The 14,318-nt window shown below is 67.8% G+C and carries 11 protein-coding genes; 4 read left to right on the top strand and 7 right to left on the bottom strand.

Annotated features, from left to right (window positions below):
- Positions 1 to 68 precede the first annotated feature (68 nt).
- Together QZ647_RS04140 and QZ647_RS04135 are read right to left on the bottom strand one after the other, a co-directional pair.
- A complete protein-coding gene (locus QZ647_RS04140) occupies positions 69 to 2,432 on the bottom strand; it encodes a 3-hydroxyacyl-CoA dehydrogenase/enoyl-CoA hydratase family protein (protein ID WP_291270957.1) in 2,364 nt (787 codons plus the stop codon).
- 34 nt (positions 2,433 to 2,466) lie between these two features.
- Entirely contained in the window at positions 2,467 to 3,615 is a 1,149-nt protein-coding gene (locus QZ647_RS04135; protein ID WP_291270956.1) for a thiolase family protein, read from the bottom strand.
- Positions 3,616 to 3,763: 148 nt separating this feature from the next.
- Between QZ647_RS04135 and QZ647_RS04130 the strand changes: the two genes are divergently transcribed.
- The 4 genes from QZ647_RS04130 to QZ647_RS04115 all read left to right on the top strand — a co-directional run bounded on the left by QZ647_RS04130 (position 3,764) and on the right by QZ647_RS04115 (position 9,312).
- On the top strand, positions 3,764 to 4,714 hold the full coding sequence (locus tag QZ647_RS04130) for a MoxR family ATPase (protein ID WP_291270955.1): 951 nt from the start codon (positions 3,764 to 3,766) through the stop codon (positions 4,712 to 4,714).
- Positions 4,715 to 4,947: 233 nt separating this feature from the next.
- Positions 4,948 to 6,696 carry an ABC transporter permease subunit gene (locus QZ647_RS04125; protein WP_291270954.1) on the top strand — a complete coding sequence of 583 codons (1,749 nt, stop codon included), beginning with the start codon at positions 4,948 to 4,950 and terminating at the stop codon, positions 6,694 to 6,696.
- Between the two features lie 7 nt (positions 6,697 to 6,703).
- Positions 6,704 to 7,987, top strand: a complete 1,284-nt coding sequence (locus tag QZ647_RS04120) for a nitrate/sulfonate/bicarbonate ABC transporter ATP-binding protein (protein WP_291270953.1) — start codon at positions 6,704 to 6,706, stop codon at positions 7,985 to 7,987.
- Between the two features lie 2 nt (positions 7,988 to 7,989).
- Entirely contained in the window at positions 7,990 to 9,312 is a 1,323-nt protein-coding gene (locus tag QZ647_RS04115; protein WP_291270952.1) for a carbohydrate porin, read from the top strand.
- On the opposite strand, the gene QZ647_RS04110 is transcribed toward QZ647_RS04115, so the two are convergent.
- From QZ647_RS04110 to QZ647_RS04090, 5 genes are all read right to left on the bottom strand, one after another.
- On the bottom strand, positions 9,302 to 10,216 hold the full coding sequence (locus QZ647_RS04110) for a DMT family transporter (RefSeq protein WP_291270951.1): 915 nt from the start codon (positions 10,214 to 10,216) through the stop codon (positions 9,302 to 9,304). The two genes, QZ647_RS04115 and QZ647_RS04110, sit on opposite strands and share 11 nt — an antisense overlap.
- Before the next feature lie 24 nt (positions 10,217 to 10,240).
- The gene (locus QZ647_RS04105; protein WP_286353621.1) at positions 10,241 to 10,612 is read right to left on the bottom strand and encodes a response regulator; all 372 of its coding nucleotides are present in this window, start codon (positions 10,610 to 10,612) and stop codon (positions 10,241 to 10,243) included.
- A gap of 83 nt (positions 10,613 to 10,695) precedes the next feature.
- Complete coding sequence (locus tag QZ647_RS04100) at positions 10,696 to 11,832, bottom strand: D-alanyl-D-alanine carboxypeptidase (protein WP_291270950.1); 1,137 nt, start codon at positions 11,830 to 11,832, stop codon at positions 10,696 to 10,698.
- Positions 11,833 to 11,838: 6 nt separating this feature from the next.
- Positions 11,839 to 12,399, bottom strand: a complete 561-nt coding sequence (locus QZ647_RS04095; RefSeq protein WP_291270949.1) for a hypothetical protein — start codon at positions 12,397 to 12,399, stop codon at positions 11,839 to 11,841.
- Positions 12,400 to 12,421: 22 nt separating this feature from the next.
- The gene (locus tag QZ647_RS04090; protein WP_291270948.1) at positions 12,422 to 14,212 is read right to left on the bottom strand and encodes an HD domain-containing phosphohydrolase; all 1,791 of its coding nucleotides are present in this window, start codon (positions 14,210 to 14,212) and stop codon (positions 12,422 to 12,424) included.
- Positions 14,213 to 14,318 lie beyond the last annotated feature (106 nt).

Genomic DNA, 14,318 nt, shown 5'->3' with positions numbered 1-14,318 from the left:
CACCGAGGGCGCCGAGAATAACGGGACCACCCGTTCCGTCCTCGGCGCCCTCTGCGGTTGGCCTCGTTTTAGTTTCTCAAGGGTTTACCGGTCTTCAGGATGGCGTCCATGCGGGCCTGGGTCTTCTCGTAGCCACACAGGCGGGCGAAGGCCTGCCGTTCCAGTTCGAGGATCCTCTCTTCGGTGATTTCCTGGACGAGGCTGACATCTCCGCCGCACAGGATGTTGGCCAGCTCGCCCATGATCACGGCGTCGTGCTCGCTGGCCAGACCCTGCAGCTGGAAGTCCCGCACGGCCATCTTGAGGGCCTCGCTGCCCCCCCGGCCCGGCAGGCGCAGGGTGCGCTCCTTCACAGGCTGGAAGTCCGCGGCCATCTTCAGGACTTCCTGCTTGGCCTCATGCAGCAAGAAGGCCTTGTTCATCACGCGGCGGTCCGTACGGCGCAGGTAGCCGTTGCGCTGCGCCTCGTCGAAGCTGGTGTTCACATTCGCCGTGCCGATGGCCTGGAAGGCCGCCTTCACCTTGGGCATGGGGCCCAGCTCGCCCTTGGCGGCCATGGCCTCTTCCATGCGGAGCAGCATCTGGAGGCAGCCGCCACCCGCCGGAATGACACCCACGCCCACTTCCACCAGGCCGATGTAGAGCTCGGCATGGCCCACGGCCCGCTGGCAGGCCATGGTCATCTCGCAGCCGCCGCCGAGGGCCAGGTTGAAGGGTGCCGACACCGTGGGGAACGGGGCGTAGGTAAGCATGCGGCCGGCATACTGCAGGCGCCGGGCCACTTCCTCGATCAGGTCGAACTGCTTGTCCTTGGCGGCGTTCAGCACCATCACCAGGTTGGCGCCGGCGCTGAAGTGCTGGCCCTGGTTGCCCAGCACCAGCCCCTTGAAGCGGCCGGGCACATGCTTCTGGACGGTGTCCTCCATCAGACCGATGATGCCGTCGTCCAGGGCGTTCATCTTGCTGCGGAAGCTGAGGCAGGCCACATCGTCGCCCAGATCGTAGAGCTGACAGCTGCCGTTCTCCGCGATCACCTTGCCCCGACCCTCCTCGCGCTTGAGGATGATCACGCGCCGGTCCTCGAGGATGGGATCGTAGGCCAGAGTCTTCGGATTGAGCTGGGCCACGGGAACGCCGTGCTCCCACCGGTAGAAGCTGGTGAGGCCCTTGGCCAGCATCTGTTCCACGAGGGGCGGCACGGGCAGCTCCTCGAACTTCATGCGGGCCACCACCCGGTCGACGCCCAGGGTGTCCCAGGTCTCGAAGGGCCCCAGCTCGAAGGCGAAACCGTTCTTGATGGCGCGATCCACATTCAGGGGGCCGTCCGTCACCTCGCCCAGCCGGTTCACGGCGTAGGTGAGGTTCGGTGCGATGCAGCGCCAAGCCAGGCGGCCCGCTTCGGTGTCGCTGGTGAGCAGCGTCTTCACCTTCTCCGCCGGATCATCGAGACCCTTCAGCTCCTTCAGGATGGGCCAGTCCCGCTTCACCTGCGGGATGTACTCGCGGGTGGCGGGATCCAGCGCCAGGAAGGTCTTCTTGCCCTTGGCGTCCTTGGGGCCCTTCTTGAAAAAGCCCTGCTTCGTCTTGTTGCCCAGGAGCTTGTTGTCCAGCATGTACTGGAGGAATGCCGGGAACTTGAAGGTGTCGCGCACCTCGTCGTTCGGGCAGAGGTCGTATACATTCTTGGCCGTGGCCGCGAGGATGTCCACGCCCGCGAGATCCGCGGTCCGGAAGGCCGCGCTCTTGGCCCGGGCCGCCGCATCGCCCAGCACCGAATCCAGCACCTCGAAGGGGATCTTATCGGCCAGCGCCATGTGCAGGGTGGCCATGATGCTGTGGATGCCGATGCGGTTGCCGATGAAGGTGGGGCTGTCATAGGCCGGCACCACTTCCTTGCCGAGGGCCTCCTCCAGCCAGGTGCGGAAGGCCAGGGCCTCCGCCTCGTCCACTTCGGGGCCCTTCACGAACTCCAGCAGCCGCAGGTAGCGCACGGGATTGAAGAAGTGCGTGATGACGAAGTGCTTCCGGAAGGCATCGGTCCGCCCCTCCACCAGCAGCTTCAGCGGAATGCCCGAGGTGTTCGAGCTGACCCAGGCGCCCGCCTTCAGCTGGGGCTCCAGGCGGCCGTACAGCTCGCGCTTGATGGCCAGATCCTCCTTCACCACTTCCACCACCCAGTCGCAGTCCGCCAGACGGTCGAGGTGATCCCGCAGGTTGCCAGGCCGGATCTTCTTCAGGAAGGAGGCGTGCATGGCCAGCGCCGGCTTGGACTTCGCCAGCGCCGCCAGGGCTCCCTCCGCCAATTTGTCCGGCGCCGCCTCGTCGATGACGATGTCCAGCAGCTCCACCTGACAGCCCGCCGACGCCACATGCGCCGCGATGCCCGAGCCCATCACGCCCGACCCGAGGACTCCGATCTTCTTGATGTTCATGTCCAACCTCCTGATGTCGATTCGCGTGGTTGGATCAGAGCTTCTCGATGATCGACGCGATGCCCTGGCCGCCGCCGATGCACATGGTGGCGATGCCGTACCTGCCGCCGTCGATCTCGAGGCGGTTGAGCAGGGTCGTCAGGATGCGGGCGCCGCTGGCGCCGAGGGGGTGACCGATGGCGATGGCGCCACCCCAGGCATTCACCTTCGCCAGGTCGTAGCCGCCCTCGCGGATCACGGCCAGGCTCTGCGCGGCGAAGGCCTCGTTCAGCTCCATGGCGTCGATCTGGTCGAGTTTCAGGCCGAAGCGGTCCAGCGCCTTCCGCACGGCGGGCACCGGGCCGATGCCCATGCGGTCCGGCTCCACGCCGGCCACGGCCCCGCCGAGGATGCGGGCGCGGGCCTTCAGGCCGAGGGACTTCGCGAGGCCCTCCTCCATGACCAGCAGGAAGGCGGCGCCATCGGTGATGGGTGAGCTGTTGCCGGCGGTGACGCACCCATCGGCCAGGAAGGCGGGCTTCAGTTCACCCAGCTTCTCCAGGCTGGTGTCGGCGCGGACGCACTCATCCTGCTTGAGGGTGACGGGCTTGCCGTCCAGCCCCTTGGTCTCGAAGCGGACCACCTCGTTCTCGAACTTCCCGGCCTTCCAGGCGGCGGCGGCCTTCTGGTGGCTCTGGTAGGCGAACTCGTCCTGTTCCTTGCGGCTGATCTTGTATTCCTTGGCCAGGTTCTCGGCCGTGATGCCCATGGAGCAGTAGGCCTCGGAGTAGGTCTCGGCGATGAAGGGATCCACGCTGGGGTTGAACCCCATCATCGGCACCTTGGACATGCTCTCCACGCCGCCGGTGAGGAAGAGGTCGCCCTGGTTGGCCATGATGGCCCGGGCTGCCATGAGCATGGTCTCCTGGCTGCTGCCGCAGAAGCGGTTGATGGTGGCGGCGCCCGCGGTGATGGGCAGGCCCGCGCGGAAGCTGATGAGGCGGGCCATGTTCATGCCCTGCTCCCCTTCGGGCATGGCGCAGCCCACCAGCACATCCTCCAGCCCCGACCAGTCCTTCAGGAGGGGCTTGATGGCCTCGATCACGACCGCGCCCAGCTGTTCGGGACGGGTGGCGGCATAGGAGCCCTTGATACCCCGGCCGACGGGAGTGCGCTTGGCTTCGACGATGACTGCGGATCGCATGGGTCCTCCGGTGACGATGGTTTGGAGATCTGGGAATCCGCTGAGCCTAGCACCCGCCGGAATCGGCGGAAGCACTTACCGTAGGTCAACGGGAGCGTTCCGGCCGGGACCCATTCCAGTCAAGATGGGGGAACTTCCGGGACACCCCATGGCCGCCTCCACCACCCCTCTGGAACCTCTCCTCGCCGAATGCCGCAAGGTGATCGTGGGCCAGCCCCAGCTGCTGAGTCGCCTGCTGGTGGCCCTGCTCTGCCGCGGCCATGTGCTGCTGGAGGGCCTGCCCGGCCTGGCGAAGACGCGCACCATCAAGACGCTGGCCGCGGCCAGCCACACCAGCTTCCGCCGCATCCAGTTCACGCCGGACCTGCTGCCCAGCGATGTCGTGGGCACCCTCATCTTCGACCCCAAGCAGCTCACCTTCACGCCCAAGCGGGGGCCCATCTTCGCGAACCTGCTGCTGGCCGACGAGATCAACCGCGCGCCCTCCAAGGTGCAGGCCGCTCTCCTCGAGGCCATGGAGGAACGGCAGGTGACCCTGGGCGACGAGAGCTTCCCTCTGCCCAACCCGTTCCTGGTGCTGGCCACGCAGAACCCCCTGGAGCAGGAGGGCACCTTCCCCCTGCCCGAAGCCCAGATGGACCGCTTCCTCTTCAAGCTCCGCGTGGACTATCCCAAGCAGGAGGAGGAGATCGAGGTGCTGCGCCGGGCCCATCTGAATGGCGATGAAGTCCGGCCGGTGGTGGATGGCCCCAGCCTGCTGGCCTTGGGCCGCGAGGCCGAGCAGGTCCGGCTCGACGACGCCATCCGCTCGTACATCGTCCGGCTCGTCCAGGCCACCCGGCCCGGTCATGGCAAGCCCTGGAAGGGCAAGGAGCTGCTCCGCTGCGGCGCCAGCCCCCGGGCCTCCCTGGCCCTGCAGGCCTCCTCGCGCGCCCTGGCCTACCTCCAGGGCCGCGACCATGTCCTGCCCCAGGATGTGGTCGACCTGGCGCCCGATGTGCTGCGTCACCGGCTGCTCCTCACCTTCGAAAGCGAGGCGGACGGGGCCACCACGGACCACGCCATCGCCCAGCTGCTCCAGGCCGTGCCGAGGCCCTGAACTTCCTGGGGATTCCCGGGTTGACCCCCCCCTTCATGGGCGGTCAGACTGGCTTTGGCCCTGGCGCCGGAAAGGAGGTTCGATGGGACGACAAGCCGACCTCTCCGAACCTCCGTCGAGTCGCGCCGCCCGCTGAGGCGGCACCCCTACGCTTTTCCGGCTCCCCCGAATCCGCACCCTGAACGGGATGGCGACGCACCCGACCGCGCCGCATCCACCTGACCGGACCGGCCATGATCCATCGCCTGCTCGACACCGTCTGGGGCCAAGCCGCGGCCCTCATGTACCCCATCAAACGCCGCCGCTGGGTGGACCTCCTGGTCCTCCTGGCGGGCTGCGCCATCCTCTATGGCCTGGTCATCATGGGCCGCCAATGGACCGGAGCGCACCGGCCCCTGGTGGAGATCAGCCTGTCGCCTTGGGCTCTGCCCAAGTACACCTTCTTTTCCATGATGCGGGGCCTGGTGGCCTATGCCATCAGCCTCGCCTTCACCCTCGTCTATGCGTTCTGGGCCGCCAAGGACAGCCGCGCCGAGAAGCTGCTCATCCCCCTGCTCGACATCCTCCAGAGCATTCCCGTGCTGGGTTTCATGCCCGGCCTGGTACTGGCCCTGGTGGCCCTGTTCCCCCGCAGCAACCTGGGTCTGGAGCTGGCTGCCGTGGTGATGATTTTCACCGGCCAGGCCTGGAACATGACCTTCAGCCTCTATCACTCACTGAAGTCGGTACCTCAGGACATGCAGGAGGCCGGTACGGTCTACGGCTTCAACTGGTGGCAGCGCTTCAAGTGGGTCGAGCTGCCTTACGGCACCACGGGCCTCGTCTGGAACAGCATGATGAGCATGGCCGGCGGGTGGTTCTTCCTCATGATCACGGAGGCCTTCAAGCTCGGCGACAAGGACTTCCGCCTGCCGGGTCTCGGCTCCTACATGAGCGTGGCTGTGGAACAGGGCAATGTGCCCGCCATGATCTACGCAGTCCTGGCCATGGTGATCATGATCGTGTTCCTCGACCAGCTTCTCTGGCGCCCGGTGGTGGTGTGGGCCCAGCGCTTCCGTGTCGAGGAGAGCAGCCAGGCTGAGGCACCCCGGAGCTGGCTGCTCAAGCTCGTCCGCCGCTCCCGACTCATCCGCTGGCTGGAGACCCGCCGCGTCCACCTGGTCAAGTCCGCCTCGTCTCGACCCGCCGCCCCGCGGAGCCTGCCCGAACGCCGGATGTCTCCGCGGCTGCGTGGCGGCCGCTGGCTCGCGAACCTCGCGCTCGTGGTCCTCATGGTCTTCTCCATCATTGCCGCCATACGGCTGCTCGGCGTCCTGAAGACCATCCCTCCGGCGCAGTGGTGGAATCTGCTCAAGGCCGGCGGCCTCACCCTGTCCCGGGTGCTGATTTCCACCATCCTCGGTTCGCTCTGGGCCGTTCCGGCCGGCCTCGCCATCGGGCTGTCCCCGCGCTTGTCCAAGATCCTCCAGCCCGTGGTGCAGGTGGCAGCCTCCTTCCCTGCTCCCATGCTCTTCCCCATTGTCATCGCCGTGCTTGCGGCCTTCGGCGTGGGACTCAACTACGGCTGCATTCTGCTGATGCTTCTCGGCACCCAGTGGTACATCCTCTTCAATGTCATCGCTGGCGCCATGGCCATTCCCGGCGACTTGCGGGAGGCGGCGACGAGCTTCCGCCTGTCGCGCTGGCACCGCATGAAGGCGCTCTACCTTCCGGCCATCTTCCCCTACCTGGTGACGGGCTGGGTGACCGCGGCGGGCGGGGCCTGGAACGCCAGCATCGTGGCCGAGTACGCTGAGATCAAGGGCCATGTCCTGAGCACCTGGGGCCTGGGATCCACCGTGAGCGCCGCGGCGTACCACAAGGACCTGCCCCTCCTCGCGGCGAGCGTCATGCTCATGTCCACCCTGGTGGTGGCCTTCAACCGCCTCGTCTGGAAGCCCTGCTACAAGCTCGCCTCCACCCGCTATTCCCTCACGAAGTAGGTGTCCCATGGCTGACGCTCCGATCTGCGAACTCAAGGCCGTCCAGAAATCCTTCGACCGCGGCAACGGCAACATGCTGCGCGTCCTGGAGGACATCAATCTCGACATCCGGCCCAACGAGGTGCTCTGCCTTATCGGCCCCTCCGGGTGTGGAAAGTCCACCATCCTGCGCATCTTCGCGGGCCTGATCGACCCCTCCAAGGGCGATGTGCGGTACCACGGCGCGCGCCTTGAAACCCTGAACCCCGGGGTCTCCATCGTGTTCCAGGGTTTCGCGCTCTATCCCTGGATGACCGTGGAGGAGAATGTCCGCACCGTGCTTCGCGCCAAGGGCATGCCCGAGGAGGAGGTCCGTTCCCGCGCCAATCGAGCCATCACCCTGGTGGGTCTGGAGGGCTTCGAGGAGGCCTATCCCCGTGAGCTGTCGGGTGGCATGAAGCAGCGCGTGGGCATGGCCCGGGCCCTGAGCGTGGATCCCGAGATCCTCTTCATGGACGAGCCCTTCAGCCAAGTGGACGCCCTCACGGCGGAAGGCCTCAGGGCGGAGATCCTCGACATCTGGGAGGATGCCGAACGCAATCCCTCCTCCATCCTGATGGTCAGCCACGACATCAAGGAAGTCGTCTACATGGCGGATCGCATCGCCGTGCTTTCCGCCAATCCGGGCCGGGTGCGCACCATCGTGGACAATCCCCTGCCCCGCCCCCGGAACATGCGCTCGCCCGAGTTCCTCCGGCTGGTGGACCAGCTCCACGACATCATCACCTCCACAGAACTGCCGGACATCCAGGTGACCACCGTGGAGCCTTCGCTGGAGCCCGATGTGGTCGAGCCGCTGCCGAGTGCCCAGAGCACGGACATCCTGGGCCTCATGGAGTATCTCGAGACCCAGGGCGGCAGCTCGGAACTCTTCCAGGTGGTCGCCGCCACCCATGTGGCCTTCGAAAAAGTGCTGTCCTCGGTGAAGGCCGCGGAGATGCTCGACCTGGTGGATACGCCCAAGCGCATGGTGCTGCTCACGCCGCTGGGCACCCGCTTCATCCGCGCCGGCATGGAGGAGCGCAAGGAGATCTGGAAGGAGCGCCTGCTGGACCTCAAGCTCTTCCGCGTCATCCGCGACATGCTGGAATTCCACGAGGGCAAACTGCCCCGGGAGGAGGTCCTGGCCGAGATCCATTCCCGGCTGCCCATGGAGAACCCCGACCTGACCTTCGAGACCCTCGTCGCCTGGGGCCGCTTCGGGGAGCTCTTCGCCTACCGCGAGGAACGGGGCGTTCTCACGCCGGAGTAGCCATGCGAATGATTTGGACCGCCTTTCTGGGCCTCGCCCTGCCTGCCCTCCTGATGGCGCAGGGACCCGCACCTGAGCTGCTGGGCCTCCAGGCCACCTTCATCGGCCAGGACCTGCGGCCCTTCACCAGCCCCTACGCGGGGCCGAACAGCCTCACCGGGGGCGGGGACCGGGCCATCACGCAGACCTACGGAGCCTACTTCGGAACCCAGTTCACGGCCCGCTTCCAGATCTATCTGGATGTGGAGCTGTTCCGGGGATCGGGCGTGGGAAAGACCATCGGTCTGGCCGGCCTGCCGAATGGGGATGCGGTGCGCCAGGGTTCCGGCGACCTCGGGCAGAGCCCCTACCTCGCCCGGCTTTTCGGCCGCTGGACCTTGCCCCTGGGAGGAACCGAGGAAACCGTCAGCCGCGCCATGGACCAGCTGCCCGGGCGGGTTCCCACCCGGCGCCTCGTTTTCACCCTGGGAAAACTGGCCGCCAACGATCTGTTCGACACCAGCGCTTTCGCCGGCGCGCCGCGGACCCAGTTCATGAACTGGAGCCTGTTCAACGCCCCGGCCTGGGACTTCGCGGCCGATACCCGCGGCTACACCCGCGGCCTGGCCGCGGAGCTGCACCAGCCGGGCTGGGCCCTGGCTCTGGGCCGTTTCCAGATGCCCACCGAGGCCAACGGCAACCAGCTCGACGCCGCCCTTCCCCAGGCCCACAGCGACAATGTCCAGCTCACCCTCCAGCCGGACGGGGGTCCCATCCTCCGCCTGCTGGCCTTTGCGAACCACGCCCGGATGGGTGATTACGCGGCGGCCCTCGCCCTCGCCGGGACCAGCGCCGGAACCAGCACCGGGACCGGCACCGGGGTCCCCGATGTCACCGCCACCCGCCGCCCCGGCCGCGCCAAACGCGGCTGGGTGCTGAACCTGGAGCAACCCCTCGACCCCGAAGCCACGAAGGGGTTGTTCCTCCGCCTGGCCTCGAACGACGGTCGCACCGAATCGTTCGCCTTCACCGAGGCGGATCGCTCCCTCTCCTTCGGGGGCCAGGCGCGGGGCCGGGGGAGCGAGGATCGGTGGGGCCTGGCGCTCTCCATCCAGGATCTGTCCCCCAGCCACCGGGCCTACCTGGCCGCGGGCGGGCAGGGCTTCGTCCTGGGCGATGGCCGCCTGGCGGCCGCCCGCGAGCAGGTGGTCGAGGCCTACTACGCCTGGGCACCCCGCCCCTGGTTGCGGCTGTCGCCCGACCTGCAGTGGATCCGCAACCCCGGCTACAACCGCGACCGGGGACCAGCCAAGGTCCTGGGCCTGCGGCTGCGCCTCAGCGTCTGACCTCCGGTTCACCGGCCGCCACGGGCGGCGCGAAGGCGCAGGCGGCGATGCCGGCCAACACCAGGAGCGTGCCGACGCCCTGCAGGGGCCGCACGGATTCGCCCAGCAGCAGCCAGCCCAGGATCACCGTGGCCACGGGCTGGACCATCAGGCCCATGGCACCCAGGTTGGTGGGCACATGGCCCATGCCCCAGGTGATGAGCCACCAGGCCACCACCTGCACCCCGAGCCCGAGCCCCGCCAGGGCCCACCAGGCCTGGGACGGGTACCCGTGGAAGGCCTCGCCCTGGGCGAGGCCCAGCGCCCCGAAGCCCGCCGTGCAGCAGAGGATGACCCAGAACAGCGCCTCGGGCGCGCTGAGGTCGCGCCGGGCCCGCCCCAGGGCCAGGGTGAAGGCCCCGTAGGCGAGGGAAGCCAGGGCGCCGAGCAGCTCGCCCAGGCCCGTGCCCCAGCGGGCCCCCTTGGCGAAGCCCAGCACCAGGGCCCCCGCCAGTGCAAGGACCACGCCCAGCCAGAACCGCTTCCGGAGCTTCGCGCCCATCCAGGTCACGGAGACGACCGCCACCCAGATGGGCGCCAGGGCCACCAGGAGCGTGGAGTTGGCCGCGCTCGTGTGGTGGAGGGAGGTGTGCCACATCCAGAGGTCTGCCACGAAGCAGACCCCCGCCACGGCCGCCCAGAGCCGGGCCCGGCTTGCGCCGGGCCCTCCGCTTCCGCGGGCGCGCCAGGCCAGCCAGGCCACAGGCGGCAGGGCGATGGCCATGCGGTAGAAGCCGATGGCCAAAGGTCCCGCCGGGGCGGACCAGCGCACGAGCATGGCCGCGAACCCCAGCAGGGAGGCCCCGAGCACCAGGGCCGTCAATCCCCTTGCGTCCGGGGTACCCGGCGCCACCGTTTCAGACATGGATCCAGCCTCTCCGCGGGGGGATCAACCCGCAAGGGCCTCGGCCACCCGGTCGGCCAGGGTCGAGGCATCCACGGGCTTCAGGAGGAACCCCGAGATGCCGAGCTGCTGGAGCCGGATCAGGCTGGCGTCGTCCCGATGGGCCGAGACCACGAGGATGGGCAGGTCCTGGAGGGCCCCGTCCTCCCGGCAGGCGCGGATCAGGCTTTCGCCGGGACAGGCCGGCATGAGGAAATCGGCCAGAAGCAGGTCCACGGGCGTCACCCTCAACACCCTCAGCACCTCGAAGAGCGAGGTGGGCTCCACTTCCACCGTCTCGAACCCCTTGGCCCGCAAGGCGGCCGCGGCGAAGGCCCGAACCAGCCGGCTGTCGTCCACGATGGCAATACGGGGCATGAGAACTCCTGCACCTCTCTATCGTCCCCTCGGCGGAGACCTTCAACAATGACCGATCTGAGGGTCATCAACCCGCGGAGCCTTCAGTTGGCCCAGCGGGACACCTGCTCCCAGACATCCTCGTCACGGGCCGGGCCGTTCAGCAGGATGGCAAACACGCGGACCTGGCCGTCGAGGGTCTGGAGGTAGCCGCAGAGGCTCGTGACGCGGTCCAGGTGCCCGGTCTTCACCCGCACCCGGCGGGTGAGGTTCGCATCCTTCACCCTCAGCTTCCAGGGTTCGCCCCCGATGATCTTCAGCGAGGCCACGAATTCGGGCCCCACCTCGAAATCGTAGTAGGCGCCCCGGAGGATGGTGCCCAGGGTGCGGGCCGACAGCCGGTTGTCCTTGCTGAGGCCCGATCCGTCCGTGATCTGGATGGCCTCCGGCCCCAGGTTGAAGGCCGTCCGGTAGAAGGCCTGGATGCGCTGGACCCCTCGGGGCCAGGATCCCGCGCCGAACCGGCGCACCAGCATCTCGATCATGAAGTTGTTCGACCATTTGTTGATGTCGAGCACCAGGGCGCGCAGTGGCGGCGAGGTCCAGGAGGCCAGCTTCCGGGGAGTGTCCTGGAGGTTGGCCCGGCCCTCCACGGCGATGCCGGTCTCCTGCAGGATCTTCTGGATGGTCTCCCGGGCCAGCCGGTCGGCATCCCCCGCCAGGCGGCCGTTCTCATCGCGGTTGAAGTTCACGGAAAGGGCCCGCACCTCGGGCAGCGTGTCGGCCGAGGTGTTTTCCCATCCCGACGGCTCGCGCTGGGCGTCGAAGGCGCTCTGATCCAGCCGGATGCTACCTGCGACGCGCCGGATCCCCTGCTTCTTCAGCGATTGGGCCAACAGCCAGATGCGCTCGCTGGTGAAAAGGGGATCCCCATCCCCTTTGAAGGTCAGGTCCCCCTGCACCACCCCGTCCTTGAGATCGCCCCAGACCTCGGTCTCGATCGTGGAGTCCGGCTTGAGCGTCTTGAGGAGCGCGTAGGTGGTGACCGCCTTGGTGGTGCTCGCGGGCACCAGGGCCTGGGTTTCCCGGTGGCGGTCCAGGGCCTTGCCGGTTTCCGCATCCCAGATCCCCGCAGATACGGCGATGCCCCGGGCTTCCAGGCCCCGGACCCAGCCCCGGAAATCCTGGGCGCCCAGGGCGAGGGCCGGCACCAGGAGGGCGGTCAGTACTTTCAGGTTCATGCACCCTCACAATTTCGGGGAAGCGGGCGTCACCGGGGTGGCACCGGGTTTGGTCCCGGTCTTGCTCCGGTCATCACCCGAGGCCGCGCCTGACGCCGCCCCCGGAGCCCCGCCAGGGCCAAACCCCAGCAGGTTCTGATCGGCGGTGAAGAGCCAGTCGTGGTACAGCTCCTTGTTCTGATAGATGCGGAAGCTGTCCTTGATGCTGCGGCTGCGCACGCCGACGATGGGAAGCCCCTCGGTGTTCCCCGAAGCCCCGGGCTGCACCTGGGTGATGAATTCCCAATCGCCCGCGGCGGTCATCGGATCCTTGTACTTCTGCCGCAGGATGCGGGGCCGGATCTTCATGACTTCCTCGAGATCGGTGGGGTAGCGACCGTTCTTGGCGAAATAGACCCGGAGCGCCGTGGCGATGGCCTCCCCCCGGAAGATCAGCTCGGCCTCGTTCTCCCGCTGGACCTCCGCGCTCACCAGGGGGCCGATCTTCAGCAGCATCACGCCCATCACCACGATCATGGCCAGGGCCAGGGCCATCGTGAATCCATGCTGGGAACGGGGGGTGGGCATGGGAGCTCCGGAACCTAAATTATCAGGCCCGCTCGCCCTTTCGTGTCATGAGCTCGGAAAACGCCTCCAGGACGGTGGGATCGAACTGGGAGCCGGATTCGTTCTGCAGCTCCGCCAGCACCTGGCGGAACCCCTTGGGCCGTCGGTAGCCCTTGCCGCTGGTCATCACCTCGTAGGCCTCGATGAGGCCGATGATGCGGCTGCCGATGGGGATGGCCGTCTCGCGCAGCCCGTCCGGGTAGCCGTGGCCGTCCCAGCGCTCGTGATGGTGCCGGATCATCTTCACCACATCGAAGGGGAAGCGCAGGTCCTTGAGGAAGACCGCCGCCAGCTCGGGATGGTTCCGCACCTTCTTGAGTTCCTCCTCCGTCAGCTGCGGTTTGGCGAGCATCTGGGGATCCAGCAGCAGCAGGCCCACATCGTGGAGGATGGCCGCGATGCTCACGGCTTCGACTTCCTCAGTGGGCAACTCGAGGCGCAGGGCCAGATCCCTGGCCAGGCGGGCCGTGGCCAGGCTGTGCGGCCGCAGGGTGGGCACGCGGCTTTCGCCGGACTGCAGGATGCGGTGGCTCACCGACAGGAACGCGTGGTGGTACCGCTCGTGGAGGCGGGCCTCCTGGAGGTAGAGCCCCAGCACCCGGCTCAACTGCTGGATGGCCTCGATCTCGGTGATGGAAAACGAGTGGTCCTCCGTCCGGAACACCATCATCAGGTCATGGCCCTGGGGCGTTTCGTTGAGCAGGAGGGGCATGTAGGTGGCGAAGGCACCCTTGAGCTCCGGCACCTCGGGCATCTCCGTCCGGGTGATGAGGCGGAGGTCCGTCTCCCGCACCGCGGGCAGGTGGAAGGTGGCGTGGGCCAGGATCTGCTGCTGCAGTTCCGGCGAGAGCGGAAGCGTGCTGAAGGCCAGGATGGGGCGGATCTCCTCGGGGTCCTCCACCCAGAGCGCCACTGCGCTGGCCGACAGGATCTGACACAGGAGGCCCGCGATCTCCCAGAAGAAGGCCCGCTGCTCGGGCGGCATCATCCCATGCTGGCGTTCCGGGCTCACCGGGGGAGGCGCCACCCAGCCGCTGAGGGTGCGGTCCGCTTCCCAGGGCAGCGCGGCATAGCCGTCCTGGCCCCCCGGGAATCCGTGAAGCTGCTCCTGGTCGGCGGGTCCGCTGGAGGGGAGGCGCGTTTCGGGGGCGCGGATGGCAGGCACCGCGGATCCCACCACCGGCAGCAATCGCTCGGGCACGGGGGCCACTTCATCGATGATGGCGGAGGCCGTGGGCAGGTCGCCGGGGGCCGGACCGGGATCGAGGTCCCCTGCGGGAACGGCCAGGGAGGAGCCGGTTCCCGACCCGCCGTAGAGGTGAAACTCCTTCAAGGACACGGCCAGATCCTCGCAGATGGCCACCGTGGGCGGGCCATCCCGATCCGCGTCGAAGGTCCCGCCCTTGATGCGGTCCCGCTGGATCAGCAACCCCACCCAGTCGCCCTGGAGGTAGACCGGCGTGATGAGGTAGCGGGGCCACTCCCCACCCTGCCCGAAGGCGGCCAGCTCCGGCGATTCCGAGGCGTCGTTCACCACGAAGGTCCGGCGTTCCCGCTGGGCCCGCACCGTCAGCGGGTGATCCAGGGGCAGGGAGACCGGGGGCCGGGTGCCCCGGGGCCAGCCGTAGAAGCTCACCACCTGGAAGCCGACTCCATCCGGCACCCGCAGGTAGAGGGCCCCCTTGGTGCTCCCGACCTCCTCGAGACAGCGGTAGAGCACCTGAGAGCACCGATTGGCGAGTGCTTCACCGAGGATGAGAGAGGATGCCGGCATCGGGCGCGTCCTGGGGAAGGGGGTGAGGTGCCCATCATGGCAGAGCCCCCGGCGGCATAGCTAGGGGACCGCGCCCATGTCGGAATCGCTTTTTACCAATCCATTC

Source organism: Geothrix sp., from assembly GCF_020622065.1.
Classification (GTDB): domain Bacteria; phylum Acidobacteriota; class Holophagae; order Holophagales; family Holophagaceae; genus Geothrix.
This window is presented reverse-complemented; position numbering and strand designations above follow the sequence as displayed.